Source organism: Mycobacterium sp. NAZ190054 (genome assembly GCF_001545925.1).
GTDB lineage: Bacteria > Actinomycetota > Actinomycetes > Mycobacteriales > Mycobacteriaceae > Mycobacterium.
This window is the reverse complement of record NZ_LMVQ01000279.1, coordinates 14,646-31,741: the sequence shown is the minus strand read 5'-3', so window position 1 is coordinate 31,741 and position 17,096 is coordinate 14,646. Positions and strand designations below refer to the sequence as shown.

The following is a 17,096-nucleotide window of genomic DNA, read 5'->3' as shown; positions in this document are numbered from 1 at the left end:
GCCGAGTCGTTGAAGCTGTCCCACTTCGTCGTCGAACCCCAGTGCACACCGACCCGGTCCGCGCTGATGACGGGCCGCTACCCGATCCGGTCCGGCAACCACACCATCGCCCTCGGCGGCAACGGCGACGCTGACACGGGTGACCGCGTCGCCGCTGCGGGGGTCGAGGACGGTCAGTTCCTTCGTCTGCACGCGCGATCGGGTACCCAGCCCACCGCGCGCGACACGTCCGGCGCCGGCGTGGTTGAGTGCACCCGGCCCGGGTACATGCCGCCGGTGAAGCGAGCAGCGCAATTGGACGACGTGGCAGAGCGGCTCTTCGGGTGGACGGAACTGCGCGGCGAGCAGCGCGACGCGATGCGGGCCGTACTGGAGGGCCGCGACGTGCTGGCGGTGATGCCGACCGGAGCGGGAAAATCCGCGATCTACCAGGTCCCCGCGGTGCTGCTGGACGGGCCGACCGTCGTGGTGTCGCCGCTGATCTCGTTGCAGCAGGACCAGATCGACGCGTTGCACGCCGGCGACGCACCCGCGGCGGTCGCGGTGAACTCGCGCCAGAGCGACGCAGAGAACCAACGGTCCTGGGCGGCCCTCGGGGAGCGGGCCGCGAAGTACGTGTACCTGGCGCCCGAGCAACTGCTCAACGACGACGTCCTCACCCGGCTGCGCGACCTCGGCGTCGGCATGGTGGCCGTCGACGAGGCGCACTGCGTGTCGGCGTGGGGCCACGACTTCCGCCCCGGTTATCTGCGGCTGGCCGACGCGATCAGCCGCATCGGAGCCGGCCGGCTGCCGGTGGTGGCGCTGACGGCGACGGCGTCCCCGATCGTGCGTGCCGACATCATCGAGCACCTGCGGCTGCGCGATCCGGTGGTGCTGGCGACGGGGTTCGACCGGCCCAACATCCGGCTGGAGGCCGAGACCCACCTCGACGACCACCCCAAACGCGACGCCGTGCTGCACGCCGCGGCCACGCTGCCCAGGCCGGGTCTGGTGTACGTCGCGACCCGCAAGGACACCGAGGACTATGCGACACGACTGCGGGAGCAGGGGGTCCGGGCCGCCGCCTACCACGCGGGTCTGAAGTCGGCCGAGAAGGACGACGTGCACCGGGGTTTCCACGACGACAGCTACGACGTGGTGGTCGCGACGTCGGCGTTCGGGATGGGCATCGACAAGCCGAACGTGCGGTTCGTCGTGCACGCCGCGGTGCCCGACTCGCTGGACAGCTACTACCAGCAGGTGGGGCGTGCCGGGCGGGACGGCGAGGCCGCGGTGGCGCGGCTGTTCTACCGCCCCGAGGATCTGTCGCTGGCGCGGTTCTTCGCCTCCGGCGCGCCCGACGAGCAGAGTCTGCGCGCGGTCTTCGAGGCGTTGACGGCGGCGAAGCCGAAGCGGCTCAAGCATCTGCGGGAGGAACTCGGTCTGCGGGGTCGCGCACTGACCCACGCGGTGAACCTGCTCGAGCAGGCGGCGGTCATCACCTCGGGACGGCGCGGGTTCACCGCCGCCGACATCGACACCGAGTCGGCGGTGCGGCGCGCGGTGGAGACCGCCGAGGCGGCCGAGCGGGTGGACCGGACCCGGGTCGAGATGCTGCGCGGGTACGCCGAGACCACCGACTGCCGGCGGCGCAACCTGCTGGCCTACTTCGGTGAGTCACTGCCCGATCCGTGCGGCAACTGCGACCGCTGCGACGACCCGACCGCACGCACGGTCAGCGGTGAGTCGGCGGTGCCGTTGAACACCGCTGTGCAGCACCGCGAGTGGGGCCGCGGCGTGGTGCTCAGCGGCGAACCGGACCGCATCACCGTGCTGTTCGACGAGTACGGCTACCGGACCTTGTCGATGGACGCGGTCGAGGAGGGCGAAGTGCTCACCGTCCTGGACTGAGTATCCCGGCGGCTCGCGAGGACGCCTTGGGCTGTCGAAACCTGCCACCGAGCGGCGCCATGTGGGCGCATGGGTGCACGGAGCGTGGAAACCATTGCAGCCCAGCCTCTCTCGCGCCACGTGTACGGGACGTTTCCGGCGGCCCGTCCACAACGGCGGTCCGAAACCTCGCCGTAACGTAAGCGGCACGTCTGGGAAATATCCCGTTCCTACGGTTTCGATAGCAATTCGAAACTAGGGATGAAGGGGTCGCCGATGACGCGCGATGCGGCTGAAGCCGAGATCATGGCCAAGCAGTTGAAAGAAGACGGTGTTCGGTTCAGCATCGCCGGCTACACGGATCTGCACGGCAACATCAAGGGAAAGATGGTGCCGATCGATCACTTCGTGCAGATGTCGCAGGGCTCGGAGTTGTTCACCGGTGCGGCGCTGGACGGGTTACCGCAGGACGTCAGCGACGAGGAACTCTCCGCACACCCCGACCTGGACCGGGGATTCGTGTTGCCGTGGCGCAAGGACGTCGCGCTGTTCCTGTCCGACCTCTACGTGGCCGGCGAGCCGTTCGAGGCGTCGACGCGCAACGTCCTCGGCCGGCAGATGAAGGCCGCCGAGCAGATGGGTTACCAGTTCAATCTCGGTGTCGAGACGGAGTTCTTCGTCCTCGAGGACGGACCCGCAGGCCCGAACACGCTGAGCGAGCGCGACAACCTCGAAAAGCCCTGCTACACTGTCCCTTCGCTGTTGGACAACCTGGGTTGGCTCCAAGAGCTCGTCGACTACATGAACGAGCTGGGTTGGGACGTCTACTCGTTCGACCATGAAGACGCGCAGGGTCAGTTCGAGATCGACTTCGCCTATGCCGACGGACTCTCGATGGCCGACCGGGTGGTGTTCTTCCGCATGATGGCCAACGAGGTCGCCCGCAGGCACGGTGCGTACGTCTCCTTCATGCCGAAGCCGTTCGCCGACCGTACCGGCTCGGGTGCGCACTTCAACATGTCGCTGGGCGGTCTGGACAAGGGGATGAATCTCTTTGCCTCCGCGGATGATCCGCGGGGGGCCGGCCTGAGCGACATCGGCTACCACTTCGCGGCCGGCATCGTCCGGCACGCCGCGGCGATCTGCGCGGTGATCGCCCCGACGGTCAACAGCTACAAGCGGTTGGTGCGGCAGGGCAGCATGTCCGGATCGACGTGGGCGCCGATCTTCGCCAGTTGCGGCGACAACAACCGCACCAACATGTTGCGCATCCCGCTCGGCGGTGGCCGCGTCGAATGCCGTGCGGTGGACTCGGCGGCCAACCCGCACCTCGCGGCAGCCCTGCTGCTCGCCGCCGGGCTGGAAGGGGTGCGTGAGGGGCTCGAGCTGGAGCACTTCCACACCGAGAACCTCTACGAGGTGGACCCGGCCGAGTACGAGAAGCGCGGTCTGGCGTTGCTTCCGCGCACGCTCCAGGAAGCGGTGGATGCGTTCGAGGCGGATCCGTTCACCAAGCAGGTGTGCGGGGAAAAGCTCTGGCAGTCGTTCATCGACTACAAGCGCGACGAGTGGGCCTCCTACACCACCGCCGTCACCGACTGGGAGCGGGACCGGTACCTCAAGTTCTTCTGAGCAGACCGACCCAAAGGAGACCAGGTGATGACGATGACCATCGGACAGGGCGAGCGGAAACAGCTTCGCGTGCCCGGGTTCTCGCTGGAGTCCGGTGCGGTGCTGGACGACGCCCAGGTCAGCTTCCGGACTCACGGAGCGCTGTCGCCCGCCGGGGACAACGCCGTGCTGTTGTTCACCTACTACACCGGTGACGACGACAGCTACCGGCCGTGGATCGGACCGGGTCGGCCGATCGACCCGAGCGAGCACTTCGTGGTCATCGTCAATCACTTCGGCGGCGGGGTCTCGTCGTCTCCGTCGACGAGCGGCGCAGGCTTTCCCGACGTGGGCGTCGGTGACAGTGTGCGGGCGGCCAAACTCGTCCTCGACGGCCTGGGCGTGCGGCGTCTGCGCCTGGTCGCCGGATGGTCGTTGGGGGGCATGCAGTCGCTGGACTTCGCCGCCCGGTACCCCGAGTGCGCGTCCGCGGTGTTCGCATTGTGTTCCGCGGCGCGGTGTTCCCCGATCAACCAGGTCTTCCTCGACTCGGTCAGCGCCACGCTGAGCGCAGGCTGCCCGAACACGGACGGCCACGACCTGGCGACGGCGGCCCGGCTCGACACGTTCGGCAGGGTCTACGCCGGGTGGGCGTACTGCGAGCAGTTCTTCGCCGAGGAGGTGTACCGCGAGTTCGGCTACAACAGCCCCGCCGACGTGCTCGAGCGGTGGGGCGAGGACCACCGGGCCATGCACGCCGGGGATCTGATGGCGGCACTGCGGATGTGGCGCGCGGCCGACGGCGGGGGCAGTCTCGACGCCCTGGCCGAGCGCCTGGGCCGGATCACGGCGCGCACGGTGCTCATGCCCGCGGTGACCGACACCTACTTCACCGTCGCCGAGAACACCCTCGAGGCAGCCTTTCTCAGGAACGGGGAAGTGCGGCCGATGGTCTCTCCGCTGGGCCATGTCGCAGGGCGACCGGGGATTCGCCCCCGAGAACAGGACGAGGTCGACGCGTGTCTGCGCGAGCTCGTGAACAAGCACACAGAGAACTAGAGCAGGAGAACCAGACGAGTGTCACTCAATGTCGTAGTCGCAGGTCTGCCCAAGGCGGTGCAGAACGCCGAGGACCCCGACGAAGGAATCTGGCTGACCCCCGAGCAGCGGAGCCGGATCACCGGCGTCGCCGAAGACGTCTGGCTGGAACACATCCCGGTCTCGGAGCTGAACGCCGGTAAGGCACCGCAGCGCCCGCCGCACGCGATCATGGTCGAGACCAGCGGCTCCAAGAAGGAGATCGAGATCGAGCAGGGCATCTTGAAGATGCCGGGGCTCGAGCAGCTGTTCAACCCGAATCTGAAACTGCTGCAGTCGATGAGCGCGGGAGCCGAGCACCTCGTGGGGATCATGCCCGAGGGCGTGGTGCTGGCGAACGCGTCCGGTGTCGCGGCCAACGCCATCGCCGAGACGGTGATCGCGGGCATCCTGGCGCAGGCGAAGATGCTGCGGGAACGCTGGGATCACCAGGCGGCGCGGGAGTGGAGGGAACTGCCCGCGCGTGAACTGGCCGGTTCCACCATGACCGTGCTCGGCACCGGCAACATCGGCGCGCGGACGGCGACCATCGCGCGGGTGCTCGGCATCCGGACGATCGGTGTCAACCGCAGCGGGCAGGCGGTCGACGGTTTCGACGAAACGGTGCCCACCGCACAGCTGCTCGAGGCGCTGGCCGAATCCGACTACCTCGTGATCGCCGCACCGCTGACCCCGGACACGCGTGGCCTGATCGATGCCAAGGCGTTCGCCGCGATGAAGCCCGGTGGCTGGGTTGCCAACGTCGCCCGCGGCGCGATCCACGACGCCGACGCCCTCGTCGCCGCGCTGGAAAGCGGACAGCTGTCCGGAGCGCTCATCGACTGTCACGTCACCGAGCCGCTTCCGGTCGACGACCCGTTGTGGAAAGCGCCGGGCGCCACGGTGTTCCCGCACGATTCACACGCATCCCAGTTGCTGGGCGACCGGCAGGTGGACGTGTTCGTCGACAACCTGCAGCGGCTCGTCGCGGGCCGGGAGTTCCGCAACGTCGTCGACCTGTCACGGGGGTACTGAGCAGATGGCCTTGAACATCGGATTCATCGGACTCGGGGTGATGGGCGCGCCGATGGCCGGCCACCTCGTCGACGCCGGCCACGAGGTGGTGGTCTTCAACCGGTCACGCGCGAAGGTCGACGCGCTGGAAGCGCGCGGGGCGGTGGGCGGCACGAGCCCCGCACAGGTGGGGGAGAAGGCCGACGTGGTCATCACCATGCTGCCGGACTCACCCGACGTCGAAGAGGTGCTGTTCGGCGCGGCAGGGGTGGTCTCGGCCTTGCGGCCCGGCTCGCTGGTGATCGATTGCAGCACAATCTCACCCGATGCCGCGGTGGCCATCGCTGCACGGCTGGCCGAGAGCGACATCGCGTTCGTGGACGCCCCGGTCAGCGGAGGGGACGTCGGAGCCAAGGCCGGGACGCTCGCGGTGATGATGGGCGGCGACGAGGACGCGGTGCAGCGGGCCACCGCGGTGCTCACCGCGGTGGCGGCGACGCTGGTCCATGTCGGCCCCGTGGGTGCCGGACAACTCGTCAAGGCGGCCAACCAGATGCTCGTCGCTGGCAATATCGCGCTGGTCGGCGAGGCGCTGACGGTGCTGCAGCGCACCGGGGTGGACGTGGATGCCGCACTCACCGTTCTCGGCGGTGGGCTGGCGGCCAGCAAGGTGCTCGAGGTGAAGGCGCCGAAGATGCTGTCCCGTGACTTCGCGCCGGGCTTCCGGCTGGATCTGCACCACAAGGACCTGAAGATCGCGCTGGCCGCCGCGGAGCGGGCTCAGATCGCGGTGCCGCTCACCGGCGTCATCACGCAACTCGTGCAGGCGCTGCGGGCCGCCGGAGACGGCGGGCTGGATCACAGCGCCTTGATCAAAGCCCTCGAGCGGTTGAGCGGTGCGCCGTCATATCGGAAGGAAGAGTAGTCGTGCCAACAGCATTGATCTGTGGCGGCGGAGTCGCCGGACTCTCGTCCGCCCTGCACCTGAAGCAGAAGGGCTGGACGGTCCAGATCTTCGAGAGCGATACCGAACTGCGGACCGCCGGCGTGGGCCTCAACATCTGGCCCAACGGGGTCCGGGTCATCGACGGGCTCGGGCTGGGCGAGGAGTTCCGCTCCTACGCCGCGGCGATGGACCGGTGGTGGGCGCTCGACAGCGACGGCACGCTGACCTCCGACATCGACGTGAGCCATTGGCCCGAGCAGTTGGGCGCCCCGATCACCGGGGCGCGCCGGCGACGGTTGAACGCCATGCTCGCGACGGCGCTCGACCCGCGGGAGATCCAGTTCGACACCACCGCCGTGGGGTACACCCAGACCGACGACAAGGTCACGGTGCACTTCGAGGACGGTCGAAGCGCCGAGGGTGATGTGCTGCTCGGTGCGGACGGCATCGGGTCGCGGATCCGAACCGCCATGCTGGGCGAGGACACGAAGTTCACCGACGAGGGGATCGTCCGCTGGCGCGGCGTCTTCGAGACCGCCCAGGCCGGAGTCCCCACCGACGTGCAGGCCGACGTGTACGGCACTGAAGGGCATTTCGGGTGGATCCCGATCGATTCCACCCACGCCTACTGGTACGGCTCCATCGGCGGGCTGTCCACCTTCGACGAGTTCCGCGCCGTGTACGACACCTGGGCCAACACCCCGGTTCCGCGGATCATCGCGAGCAGTGAACCGGATTCGATCATCGGCCGCGAGATCGGGCACTTCCGCGACCACCTGCCGCGGTGGGTGGACGGCCGCGTGACGCTGATCGGCGATGCGGCGCACCCGATGTATCCGGGGATGGCGCAGGGGGCGAACCAGGCGCTGATCGACGGCCAGACGCTGGCACAGTCCCTCACCGTCCACGGCGACGTGCGAACGGCGTTGCGGGCGTTCGAGGAACAGCGGATCCCGGTGGCGAACAAGATGGTCGACTACTCGCGGCTGCACTTCGACTACGAACGCACCCGCAAGGAGTACCGGTCCGGGCAGGGCAACCTCCAGATCAACCGGTACCTGGAGTTCGAGTCATGACGGCGGTCAGCGCGATGTCCCTTCCGCGGCACCGGCGGCTGCCCTCGCTGCCCCTCGACGGGCGCGTCCTGACCGTCGCGTTCATCGTGGGCCTGATCGGTCTGCAGGAGCTCCTCACCCGGACCGACGTTCTGCCGGCCGGCTACTTTCCCCCCGCGAGTCAGATCGCGGCGGCGTTCGTCACCGAGCTGACCGGGTCGGCGCTGGCGTCGGCGCTGTGGCACACGATGAGCACCTGGCTGCTGGCGTTGTGCATCGCCGTGGTCCTCGGGACCGCGGCGGGAATCGCCCTCGGCCTGCTCGTCCCGCTGGAAGCGCTGCTGAGACCGGTCATCGAGTTCCTGCGGCCGGTGCCGTCGGTCGCGTTGATCCCGCTGGTGGTGCTGACCATCGGCACCGGTTCCGAAAGCGCACTGTTCCTAGCGGTTTTCGCGGCGTTCTGGCAGGTGCTGGTGCCGGCGATCGCCGGCGTGCGGGCGGCGCATCCGGTCGGCCTGGAGACCGCCCGCTCCTACCACCTCACGACCTGGCAGAAGATCCGTTGGATCCAGCTGCCGAGCATGCTGCCGTACCTGGCCACCGCGATTCGGTTGGCGACCTCGACGACGCTCATCCTCGTGGTCACCGCCGAGATCATCATCCAGATGCCCGGCATCGGGTACGAGATCACGATGTCACGCTCGGCCGGGAACCCGGCGCGCATGTACGCCTACATCGCGCTGAGCGGCCTCGCCGGGATCGCGCTGAACGCGGTGATGCGCCGGCTGGAGAGCAAGGTGCTGGCGGCGCAGGGGCTGGGGGAGAGCCGATGACCACAACATGGATGGTGGCCGCGTCCACCGGTCGCGGCCGGACGGCCCTGGGTGTCGTCGGGGCGGTCGGAGCGCTGGCAGCGTGGTTGGTCATCTCCGCCAACAGCGGCACCGCCTACTTTCCGGCGCTCTCGGCGATCCTCACCGAGGCGTGGGAGTACTGGACGACGCCGGAGGGGCTGGCCAACATCCGTGCCAGCCTGACGACACTGAGCGCGGGCCTGGGTATCGCCGTGGTCCTCGGGATCGCGGTCGGGCTGGTGATCGGTCAGCTGCCGATCGTCGAGCGCATGGTGTCGCCGACCCTGGAGTTCGCCCGCGCGATTCCCAGCACGGCGCTCATCCCGTTCGCGATGATGCTGTTCGGCGTGAGCCCGGAGATGAAGATCTTCCTCATCGCGCTGGGCTGTGTCTGGCCGGTGCTGCTCAGTACCGCCGACGGCGCGCGCCGGCTCGACACCACGATGATCGCCTCGGTCCGCGCGTTCAACATCACCGGTCTGCAGCGGCAGCTGTACGTGGTGCTCCCGGCGGTGCTGCCGCGGGTCCTCGTCGGTGTGCGGATCGCCATCCCGCTGAGCCTCATTCTCATGGTGACGAGCGAGATGGTCGGGGCCCGAGAGGGTCTGGGGTTCGTCATCACCCAGGCGCAGGCCACGTTCCAGCTGCTGACGATGTGGTCGGGAATCCTGATCCTGGGGATCCTCGGGTTCCTGATGACGTTCCTCTACTCCCTGGCCGAACGGCGGTTGTTGCGTTGGTGCGACCCGCGGCGTTCCGACACGCGCTGAACCGCAGCATTTCCCGACCGACTTCCACCGAACCCGAAACAGTGAAAGGCAGTGATCGATGCTCATCGTCTCAAGCCTCGAGAAAACCTATCCCGGCAAAGGCGGCGGATTCACCGCCGTGGCCGACATGAACTTCAGTGTGGCCGAGGGAGAGCTGTTCAGCATCGTCGGCCCGTCCGGCGCCGGGAAGACGACGCTGCTGCGGTGCATCGCCGGACTGGACGGACCGACCAGCGGTTCGGTGACATTCAACGGCCGGCGCGTCGACGGCCCGCCGGCCGACTTCGCGGTGGTGTTCCAGGACTATGCGCGCTCGTTGTTCCCGTGGATCACGGTGGCCAAGAACGTGGAGCTTCCGCTGATCAAGAAGGACATCACCGCGATGGAGCGGCGGGCGCGGGTCGAGCAGGCGCTGGACGAGGTCGGGCTGGCCGATGCGGCCCACAAGAAGCCGTTCCAGCTTTCCGGCGGCATGCAGCAGCGGGTCGCGATCGCGCGGGCCATCGCGTACCGCCCCGCGGTCCTCATCATGGATGAGCCCTTCGCGTCGGTGGACGCGCAGACCCGCGCGGATCTCGAGGATCTGTTGCTGCGGGTTCGCGACGAGACCGGCACCACAGTACTTTTCGTGACGCACGACGTCGACGAGTCGGTGTACCTGAGCAACCGGGTGGCGATCGTGACCCGCTCACCGAGCTGTGTCGCCGAGATCGTCGACATCGATCTGCCCGACCGCCGCGACCAGATCGAGACCAAGTCCCTGCCCGAGTTCGCGCATCTGCGCGCCCATGTGTTCAGCCGAATCCGCGAGATGGTCCGCAACGATGCGGCTCTCGCCACCATCTGACCCCAACTGATCGGAGAACGGGTATGTTCAAACAACTTTCACACCTGGCCCGGTGGGGAGGCGTCCTCGCCTCGGCCGCCGTGGTGCTGACCGCATGTGGCGGCGGCGGTGGCGGTGCCGAACCCGCGACCACCGAGGACGGGCTGACCAAGGTCAATGTCGGCACGATCCCCGCGATTCTCAGCGCGCCGCTGTTCGTCGGGATCGAGGAGGGAATCTTCGAGAAGCACGGCCTGGACGTGCAGGTCAACTTCGCCGACGGCGGTGCGGCCGTCATCCCGTCGGTGCTCAGCGGTGAGAACCAGTTCGGCTACTCCAACACCGTCAGCCAGCTCGCGGCGATCGACCAGGGCCTGCCGTTGCGGCTGGTGCAGCCGGCGTGGGCGCCGCACTCCGATCCCAATGACGACGATCACGGCGTGCTCGTCCTCCCCGACAGCGGAATCAACGAGCCCAAGGATCTGGAGGGCGCGAACATCGCGGTCAACACTTTGCAGAACATCGGCGAGATCCACATCCGGCGTGTGTTCGACAACAAGGGGCTCAACGATGAGACCCTGACGTGGACACAGCTTCCGTTCTCGGACATGGGCGAGGCGCTGGAGCGGGGCGACGTGGACGCGATCTGGGTGTCGGAGCCGCACCGCACGCCGGGCCTGAACAAAGGGTGGAAGCAGATCATCGGCCCCGGTGCCGAGTCTTTCCCGGATCAGGTGAGCGGTTACTACTCGACCTCACAGAGCTTCGCCGAGGCCAACCCGGAGACGGTGGCGTCGTTCCGGGACGCGATGCGAGAGGTCAACGCGTTCGCCGAGGAGAACCCCGATCGAGTGGGGCAGGTGGCCGTCGCCGAGATGGGTATCGACGCCGGCATCATCGACCAGGTGAACTTCCCGAAGTTCCCCACCGAGGACGACGGTCAGGCATTGCGTGACTACGGAGCGGCGGTCGTCGAGTACGGCATCATCAACGAGGAACCGGCGGATTACGACGCGCTGTTCGCCGTCGAGGACTGACCGGGCTTTAGCATCTCCGTATGACTAGAGCGCCATCGCAGGGGGGTCGTCCGCGACGAAGCGGAATCGTCGCGGACGACCCTCGCGGGGACATCCTCAAGGCCGCCGCGGAACTGTTCGCCGCCAGAGGGTTCGGGTCCACCCGCATGGACGCGATCGCCGAGCGGGCCGGGCTCGGGCAGTCGTCGCTGTACTACTGGTTCAGGTCCAAGGACGAGATCCTGCGGGGGATCATGAACCAGAACCGGGTGTCGTTGGAGGCGGCGCGGGCGTTGGCTCCGCGTGACGAGCCGGCCGCGGTGCGGCTGCACATCGTGCTGTATCAGGACGTGGTGCAGATGTGCACGGCGCCGCTGAACTTCTACGACCTGGAGGAAGCGGCGAAGAAGCAACCGGAGGTGTTCGGCGATTTCCAGGGCGACTACGCCGAGTTGTCGTCGCTGCTCCGCAGCATCATCGCGGCCGGGGTCACCTCCGGCGAGTTCATCGACGTGTCCCCGGAGGAGTTCGCGCGGACCGCGTTGTGCCTGAACGAGGGAAGCCAGTACCGGTTCCACGCGAGCAGTCAGAGCCGCACGGATGTGCACGCATTCGCCGACGCGGCGGCGCGGACCTCGTTGCGGGCGGTGATGTCCGACGTCGACGGGCTGGCCGCGGTGCAGGAGGCTGCCCGCGTCGGCATCGCCGGATTCAGCAGCAGTCTCTGAGCGGTTGTGCCGGATCACGACCGCTGAACTGAATGCCGGGCAACGCTATTCGCCGCGACCGGTCTGCTGTTGGAGTTCGTCGATCAGTTCCGAGGCCTGCGCCTTGCTGGCATCCTCGGGGACCTCGGCGCCGGCTTCCTGAGCGAGCGTGTGCAGATAACTGCGCTGCGCACCCGTCATGGGTTCGTCGCCGGTCACCCACTGTGCGGGGTCTTTCTCGGCGTTCTCTCGCGGTGCCTGGTTGGTGCTGTCGCTCATGACCTACCGGATGCCCCTCGCAAGTGTGTTCGAAACCTGTCTGCCCGAGTCGGGCGGGCACCCGGGCCGGCAGGCGACCTGCCAGTATCGACGCGTGGGCAAGAACGAACGCGCAAAGATCGTGATGACCGACGCCGAGATCGCCGAGTTCATCGAACGCAGCCGCACGGCCACCATGGCGACCGTGCTGCCGAACGGGCGGCCGCACCTGGTCGCGATGTGGTACGCCGTGCTCGACGGGGAGATCTGGTTCGAGACGAAGGCCAAGTCGCAGAAGGCCGTCAATCTCCGCCGGGACCCGACGGTCACGGTGATGATCGAGGATGGGCTGTCCTACGACACGCTGCGCGGCGTGTCGATCGACGGCCGGGCAGAGATCTTCGACGACCCGGAAACCACGCTGCGCGTGGGCATCAGCGTGTGGGAGCGCTACACCGGGCCGTACAGCGACGAGATGCGCCCGTTCGTCGACCAGATGATGAACAACCGGATCTGCGTGCGCGTCGTGCCGACCCGGATGCGCAGCTGGGATCACCGCAAGCTCGGTATGCAGGGCATGCCGGTGTCCGGCAGCACCGCGCAGTACCTCAGCTGAACCGGCGCGGCGGGCTGAAGCCCGGGTTCGCCAGCGCGGTGGCCGTCGCCGTGCCGAGCGGCCCGACCTCGTCGACGACGACGGCGGTGCCGGTGGCGACGCCGGCGTGGCTGTCGTGGGTCAGCGCGGCGAGGCCCAGGTAGGGGCCTTCTGGAAGACGGCTCAGCGTCAGGGTGTAGTCAGCGTTGATGAACGGCAACCCGTCCGCGCCGAAGTGCGTCAACGAACTCGCGATATCCCCGGCCAACGCCGCGCGCGCGAACGGGGTCAGCTCGATCCCGGCGACCATCGGAGCCAGCTCGCGGGTCCAGACGTACTTCGGCCCGGCATGCTCCCACGCCCCGAGTCCGAGGTTCGGGGTGTCGCCGTCCCTGCCGTACGTCCACACCAGCGTGATGACGTCGTCCGGGACCGGGGCCGACTTCGGAACGGGCGGCATGGCGACCTCGGTGGTGAACCGCTCACCCGGCGGCTGCTCACCGCGCCGCAGAAACAGTGCGTTGGCCCGGGCCACCACGGTGCCCGACTGCGTCATCGCGGCGTCGACGAGCTTGAGGCGACGGCCTTCCCGGACGACCGTGCTCTGGACCCGCACCGGTTCGGCGATCGCCGCCGGCCGGAACAGATCGACAGTGAGTCGGGCCGGCTGCAGGTCGGGGTCACCGGCGTCGCGTTCGATGACGTGGCCGAGCAGGCCGCCGACGTAGTTGCCGCTGATGGTCTGGCCCCAGGGGCCGCGGGCCCAGTCGGTGGGGCGGAACGCATCCCCGTCGGGGACGAAGAAGGCCCGGCTGCTCACGGCCGCGACGATAGCGGCCGCGGTCGTCAGCGCGACGACAGGATGCGTTTGATGTCCGTGGTGACCGGATCGACCACGTCGTTGAACTCGGGGTGCTTGTCGATGAAGCCCGCCACCATCGAACACACGGCGACGATCCGCTTGCCCTCGGCCCGGGTGGTCTCGAGCGCTTCGCCCACGAGGATCGTGGCCAGCCCGCGTCCGCTGAACGCGTCATCGATCTCGGTGTGCGGGAAGATGCGCTGGTTCCCGTGGTCGACGTACTCGGTGAAGCCGGCCTTGGTGCCGTCGACGGAGATGCTGAAGCGGTCTGACTCGGTGGCGACCTCCGTGGGGGCGCCGGTCTTGTCGGTGGTCATGCTTACTCCTATACCCCCGGGTGCGGCCGGGGACGCAATGTCGCGTTCGGCAGCGGCGGGGCGGGCAGCCGCGTGACGGCGCCCCGGTAGCCGTCGACCGCGCCGAAGCGGTCGTCGTGGTGCTGCCACTGGTCGCGGTACCTCACGATGTCCTCGTGGCTGCGGCCGACGAAGTTCCACCACATCAACAGTTCCTCGGTGAACGGTGTGCCGCCGAGCAGCAGCACCCTGGCCGGCTCGTCGCCCCGGTTGGCCAGGTGCAGCCGGGAGTGCCCGGCGCCCTGGAAGGCGAGGTCGGCCACGGCGAGTGTGGAACCGCAGGCCTCGACGTCGCCCCGGTCGACGAGGATCCCGTGTTCGAAGTCGCCGTCAATGTCGAGGGTGACGTCGACTCCCGGTTCGAGGTCGAGCTGTGCCCCCAGCAGCGGCGTGAAGGTGTGCACCGGGGAGCGGTCGCCGTCGAGTTCGCCGAGGAACACCCGGCTGGTGATCCCGCCTGTCGAGCGGGGGGAGGGCGCGTAGTGGGCGAAGTCGCGATCGGTGTCGCGGTCGGACTCCGGCAGCGCGACCCACAGCTGCGCGCCGTGCAGCACCGTCGTGGACGCCGTCGACACCTCGGAGTGGCAGATGCCCGCGCCCGCGGTCATCAGGTTCAGCTCGCCCGGCCGCACCATCGCGTGCACCCCGGCGCTGTCGCGGTGTTCGACCTCGCCGCTGAACAGCCAGCTCACCGTCTGCAGCCCGGTGTGCGGATGGGGCGGCACGTCCATGCCCGTGCCCGAGCGCACGTCGTGTGGACCGTAATGGTCGGCGAAGCACCACGCGCCGATCAGCGAACGCTCGCGCTGCGGCAGCGTGCGCCGCACCCGGATCGCCCGCGGACCGCCCAGCGGCACCTCCCGGGGATGCAGGACCCCTACGAATCCTGAAGCGACGCAGTCGACTTCAGCGGGCGCGGGTTCGGTGTTGCTCATGCCTCCACAGTAGAAGCCGGAGCGAGCATCGCGGAGCGGATCACGTCGAGGTCGTGATCGTCGATCCGGAAGACGCCGAAGCGGAACCGGTATCCCCAGCGGGCCTTGTCCTCGATGAAGCCGAGCTCGTCGAGCAGCGGCCGGATGGGTGTCTCGACGCACTCGAGGAAGTCGACGTTGCGCCGCCACGGCTGGACGTCTGCCGTCATCTCCACCTGGTAGGGCTCGTCGTCGGCGACCCGGCCGATCGCGGTGAACGCCTGCAGCGGCTCCCCGTCGGGATGCACCGTCTTCGGCGAGTAGAAGACGATCCAGTCGCCCCGGGACATCTTGCGCAGCAGGTGCGGTTTGCCGTGGTTGGCTTGCGCGAAGCGGCCGCGGACGCCGCGTTCGACGTGATCGCGGCTGACTGTGCTGATCCAGTTCGTCATGACCGCACGCTATGCCCGGCGGCCGACAATCCACAGGGCACAACCCGGCCCCTTGTGGATAACTCGGGCACTACCCTGACGCCATGAGCGACGGCGCCCTGACGGCCGACCATCTCCGCACCATCACCTTCGAGAAACCACCCTGGGGCAAGCGCGGATACAACCCGAAGGCGGTCACCGACTTTCTCGCGTTGTGTGCGCGCAGGCTCGAGGGCCGCGGTCATCTGACCGCCGAGGATGTGCGCAACGTGCGCTTCAACAAGCCGCCGTTCGGTCGGCGTGGTTTCGACGAGGATCAGGTCGACGCGTTGCTCGACGAGATCGCCACGGCCATCGCGCAACTCGATGCCTGAACCGGACCGGACCCGCGACGACCTGGCCGAGTTGTGGCGTCGCCGCGCGTTGACCGAGGACGCGGCGCGACCCGATGCCGTCGACCGCAGGCACGCCGCCGGCGGCCGCACCGCCCGGGAGAACGTCGCCGACCTCGTCGACCCCGGATCCTTCGTCGAGTACGGACGGTTCGCGATCGCTCCGCAGCGGATGCGCCGCGACGTCGAGGACCTGATCGTCCGCACCCCTGCCGACGGGCTGGTGGCGGGCACCGCCCGCGTCGACGGCAGGGCCTGTGCGGTGCTGTCCTACGACTACACGGTGCTGGCCGGCACCCAGGGCGCGCTCGGGCATCGCAAGAAGGACCGGTTGTTCGAGCTGATCGAACGCATGCAGCTGCCGACGGTGTTCTTCGCCGAGGGCGGCGGCGGCCGGCCCGGCGACACCGACTATCCCGTCGTGTCCGCGCTCGACACCCGGGCGTTCGCGTTGTGGGCCAGACTGTCCGGTGTCGTGCCGCGCATCGCGGTGGTCAAGGGCCGCTGCTTCGCCGGGAACGCCGTCATCGCGGGCGCGTCCGATCTGATCGTCGCCACCAGGGATGCGTCGCTGGGCATGGGCGGGCCGGCGATGATCGCCGGCGGCGGCCTCGGCGACGTGCACCCCGACGCGGTCGGGCCGATGACCACGCAGGAACCCAACGGCAACGTCGACGTCGTGGTCGACGACGAAGCCGAGGCTGTCGCGGTGACCAGGAGACTGCTCGGCTACTTCTGCGGTCCGACCGCCACGTGGCGTGCCGCGGATCAGACCGTGCTGCGCGACGCGGTACCCGAACGCGCGCGCCGCGCCTACGACGTCGCGCCCGTCATCGAGACGCTGGCCGACGAAGATTCGGTGACGTTCCTGCGCCCGCGGTTCGCCCGCGAGATGGTGACCGCGCTGGCGCGCATCGAGGGCAAACCGGTCGGGGTGATCGCCAACGACACCCGCTTCACCGCGGGTGCCATCACGGCGGCCGCGTCCGACAAAGCCGCTCGGTTCCTGCAACTGTGCGACGGGTTCGGGCTGCCCGTCGTCTCGTTGATCGACTGCCCGGGCTACATGGTGGGACCGGACGCCGAGGCCGACTCGCTGGTGCGTCGGGCGTCCCGGATGCTGGTGGCCGGCGCGGCGCTTCGCGTTCCGATGGTCGCGGTGATCCTGCGGCGCGGTTACGGGCTCGGTGCGCAGGCCATGGCCGGCGGCAGCCTGCACGAGCCACTGCTGACGGTGGCGTGGCCGGGCGCGCATCTGGGTCCGATGGGCTTGGAGGGTGCGGTGCGCCTCGGGATGCGCAAAGAGCTCGACGCGATCGCCGACGAACAGGAGCGCGAGGAGCGGGTCCGGGCCGCCACCGCCGCGGCGCAGGACAACGCCAAGGCACTGAACGCGGCGATGCTCTTCGAGATCGACGACGTGATCGACCCGGCCGAGACCCGCACGGTCATCGCGGCGACGTTCGCGGCGGCAGACACGGGCACGAAAAAACCGGCTCCCGTGGGGAGCCGGTTCATCGACACCTGGTGAAGAGAAACC

The 17,096-nt window shown here is 68.6% G+C and carries 19 protein-coding genes; 14 read left to right on the top strand and 5 right to left on the bottom strand.

The features are described from left to right. Nucleotides 1–267 precede the first annotated feature (267 nt). From ASJ79_RS18870 to ASJ79_RS18820, 11 genes are all read left to right on the top strand, one after another. Nucleotides 268–1,893, top strand: a complete 1,626-nt coding sequence (locus tag ASJ79_RS18870; protein WP_067958416.1) for an ATP-dependent DNA helicase RecQ — start codon at nt 268–270, stop codon at nt 1,891–1,893. A gap of 255 nt (nt 1,894–2,148) precedes the next feature. After that, nucleotides 2,149–3,504: a type III glutamate--ammonia ligase gene (gene glnT, locus ASJ79_RS18865; RefSeq protein WP_067958413.1), complete on the top strand. Its 1,356-nt coding sequence runs from the start codon at nt 2,149–2,151 to the stop codon at nt 3,502–3,504. Nucleotides 3,505–3,537: 33 nt separating this feature from the next. Beyond that, on the top strand, nt 3,538–4,542 hold the full coding sequence (locus ASJ79_RS18860) for an alpha/beta fold hydrolase (RefSeq protein ID WP_231750923.1): 1,005 nt from the start codon (nt 3,538–3,540) through the stop codon (nt 4,540–4,542). 18 nt (nt 4,543–4,560) lie between these two features. After that, complete coding sequence (locus ASJ79_RS18855; RefSeq protein WP_067958396.1) at nt 4,561–5,595, top strand: D-2-hydroxyacid dehydrogenase; 1,035 nt, start codon at nt 4,561–4,563, stop codon at nt 5,593–5,595. A 10-nt stretch (nt 5,596–5,605) separates the two neighbouring features. After that, nucleotides 5,606–6,499, top strand: coding sequence for an NAD(P)-dependent oxidoreductase (locus ASJ79_RS18850; protein ID WP_082753927.1), 894 nt, complete (start codon nt 5,606–5,608; stop codon nt 6,497–6,499). Between the two features lie 2 nt (nt 6,500–6,501). Further along, entirely contained in the window at nt 6,502–7,596 is a 1,095-nt protein-coding gene (locus ASJ79_RS18845) for an NAD(P)/FAD-dependent oxidoreductase (protein ID WP_197420273.1), read from the top strand. Continuing rightward, entirely contained in the window at nt 7,593–8,408 is an 816-nt protein-coding gene (locus tag ASJ79_RS18840) for an ABC transporter permease (protein ID WP_067958386.1), read from the top strand. The genes ASJ79_RS18845 and ASJ79_RS18840 overlap by 4 nt, the downstream gene beginning before the upstream one ends. After that, nucleotides 8,405–9,199, top strand: coding sequence for an ABC transporter permease (locus ASJ79_RS18835; RefSeq protein ID WP_067958383.1), 795 nt, complete (start codon nt 8,405–8,407; stop codon nt 9,197–9,199). The genes ASJ79_RS18840 and ASJ79_RS18835 overlap by 4 nt, the downstream gene beginning before the upstream one ends. Nucleotides 9,200–9,257: 58 nt before the next feature. Beyond that, a complete protein-coding gene (locus tag ASJ79_RS18830) occupies nt 9,258–10,046 on the top strand; it encodes an ABC transporter ATP-binding protein (protein ID WP_067958380.1) in 789 nt (262 codons plus the stop codon). A gap of 23 nt (nt 10,047–10,069) precedes the next feature. Then, a complete protein-coding gene (locus ASJ79_RS18825) occupies nt 10,070–11,062 on the top strand; it encodes an ABC transporter substrate-binding protein (protein WP_067958377.1) in 993 nt (330 codons plus the stop codon). Nucleotides 11,063–11,082: 20 nt separating this feature from the next. Further along, complete coding sequence (locus tag ASJ79_RS18820; RefSeq protein WP_067958375.1) at nt 11,083–11,769, top strand: TetR/AcrR family transcriptional regulator; 687 nt, start codon at nt 11,083–11,085, stop codon at nt 11,767–11,769. A gap of 45 nt (nt 11,770–11,814) precedes the next feature. On the opposite strand, the gene ASJ79_RS18815 is transcribed toward ASJ79_RS18820, so the two are convergent. Further along, nucleotides 11,815–12,027: a DUF3072 domain-containing protein gene (locus ASJ79_RS18815; RefSeq protein ID WP_067958372.1), complete on the bottom strand. Its 213-nt coding sequence runs from the start codon at nt 12,025–12,027 to the stop codon at nt 11,815–11,817. Nucleotides 12,028–12,121: 94 nt separating this feature from the next. Here ASJ79_RS18815 and ASJ79_RS18810 point away from each other — a divergent pair, with 94 nt between their 5' ends. Continuing rightward, nucleotides 12,122–12,622 carry a pyridoxamine 5'-phosphate oxidase family protein gene (locus tag ASJ79_RS18810; RefSeq protein ID WP_067958369.1) on the top strand — a complete coding sequence of 167 codons (501 nt, stop codon included), beginning with the start codon at nt 12,122–12,124 and terminating at the stop codon, nt 12,620–12,622. Here ASJ79_RS18810 and ASJ79_RS18805 read toward each other — a convergent pair. Genes ASJ79_RS18805 through ASJ79_RS18790 form a run of 4 tightly spaced genes read right to left on the bottom strand, consistent with a single transcriptional unit; the run spans nt 12,615 to nt 15,185 of the window. Further along, a complete protein-coding gene (locus tag ASJ79_RS18805; protein WP_067958366.1) occupies nt 12,615–13,421 on the bottom strand; it encodes an acyl-CoA thioesterase domain-containing protein in 807 nt (268 codons plus the stop codon). The two genes, ASJ79_RS18810 and ASJ79_RS18805, sit on opposite strands and share 8 nt — an antisense overlap. A gap of 26 nt (nt 13,422–13,447) precedes the next feature. Beyond that, the gene (locus ASJ79_RS18800) at nt 13,448–13,780 is read right to left on the bottom strand and encodes a GNAT family N-acetyltransferase (protein ID WP_067958364.1); all 333 of its coding nucleotides are present in this window, start codon (nt 13,778–13,780) and stop codon (nt 13,448–13,450) included. A gap of 8 nt (nt 13,781–13,788) precedes the next feature. Next, the gene (locus ASJ79_RS18795) at nt 13,789–14,754 is read right to left on the bottom strand and encodes a pirin family protein (RefSeq protein WP_067958361.1); all 966 of its coding nucleotides are present in this window, start codon (nt 14,752–14,754) and stop codon (nt 13,789–13,791) included. Then, nucleotides 14,751–15,185 carry an EVE domain-containing protein gene (locus ASJ79_RS18790; RefSeq protein WP_067958358.1) on the bottom strand — a complete coding sequence of 145 codons (435 nt, stop codon included), beginning with the start codon at nt 15,183–15,185 and terminating at the stop codon, nt 14,751–14,753. Before ASJ79_RS18790 ends, ASJ79_RS18795 begins: the two co-directional genes overlap by 4 nt. Before the next feature lie 83 nt (nt 15,186–15,268). Between ASJ79_RS18790 and ASJ79_RS18785 the strand changes: the two genes are divergently transcribed. Further along, nucleotides 15,269–15,538: a DivIVA domain-containing protein gene (locus ASJ79_RS18785; RefSeq protein WP_067958355.1), complete on the top strand. Its 270-nt coding sequence runs from the start codon at nt 15,269–15,271 to the stop codon at nt 15,536–15,538. Continuing rightward, a complete protein-coding gene (locus ASJ79_RS18780) occupies nt 15,531–17,087 on the top strand; it encodes an acyl-CoA carboxylase subunit beta (RefSeq protein WP_197420272.1) in 1,557 nt (518 codons plus the stop codon). Before ASJ79_RS18785 ends, ASJ79_RS18780 begins: the two co-directional genes overlap by 8 nt. Nucleotides 17,088–17,096 lie beyond the last annotated feature (9 nt).

What these genes read in the sequence shown, in the direction of transcription:
- ASJ79_RS18825 (WP_067958377.1), top strand. Translation starts at nt 10,070, where the DNA reads ATGTTCAAACAACTTTCACACCTGGCCCGGTGGGGAGGCGTCCTCGCC.
- ASJ79_RS18795 (WP_067958361.1), bottom strand. Translation starts at nt 14,754, where the DNA reads ATGAGCAACACCGAACCCGCGCCCGCTGAAGTCGACTGCGTCGCTTCA.
- ASJ79_RS18785 (WP_067958355.1), top strand. Translation starts at nt 15,269, where the DNA reads ATGAGCGACGGCGCCCTGACGGCCGACCATCTCCGCACCATCACCTTC.
- ASJ79_RS18800 (WP_067958364.1), bottom strand. Translation starts at nt 13,780, where the DNA reads ATGACCACCGACAAGACCGGCGCCCCCACGGAGGTCGCCACCGAGTCA.
- ASJ79_RS18835 (WP_067958383.1), top strand. Translation starts at nt 8,405, where the DNA reads ATGACCACAACATGGATGGTGGCCGCGTCCACCGGTCGCGGCCGGACG.
- ASJ79_RS18820 (WP_067958375.1), top strand. Translation starts at nt 11,083, where the DNA reads ATGACTAGAGCGCCATCGCAGGGGGGTCGTCCGCGACGAAGCGGAATC.
- ASJ79_RS18840 (WP_067958386.1), top strand. Translation starts at nt 7,593, where the DNA reads ATGACGGCGGTCAGCGCGATGTCCCTTCCGCGGCACCGGCGGCTGCCC.
- ASJ79_RS18780 (WP_197420272.1), top strand. Translation starts at nt 15,531, where the DNA reads ATGCCTGAACCGGACCGGACCCGCGACGACCTGGCCGAGTTGTGGCGT.
- glnT (WP_067958413.1), top strand. Translation starts at nt 2,149, where the DNA reads ATGACGCGCGATGCGGCTGAAGCCGAGATCATGGCCAAGCAGTTGAAA.
- ASJ79_RS18860 (WP_231750923.1), top strand. Translation starts at nt 3,538, where the DNA reads ATGACCATCGGACAGGGCGAGCGGAAACAGCTTCGCGTGCCCGGGTTC.
- ASJ79_RS18830 (WP_067958380.1), top strand. Translation starts at nt 9,258, where the DNA reads ATGCTCATCGTCTCAAGCCTCGAGAAAACCTATCCCGGCAAAGGCGGC.
- ASJ79_RS18790 (WP_067958358.1), bottom strand. Translation starts at nt 15,185, where the DNA reads ATGACGAACTGGATCAGCACAGTCAGCCGCGATCACGTCGAACGCGGC.
- ASJ79_RS18870 (WP_067958416.1), top strand. Translation starts at nt 268, where the DNA reads ATGCCGCCGGTGAAGCGAGCAGCGCAATTGGACGACGTGGCAGAGCGG.
- ASJ79_RS18815 (WP_067958372.1), bottom strand. Translation starts at nt 12,027, where the DNA reads ATGAGCGACAGCACCAACCAGGCACCGCGAGAGAACGCCGAGAAAGAC.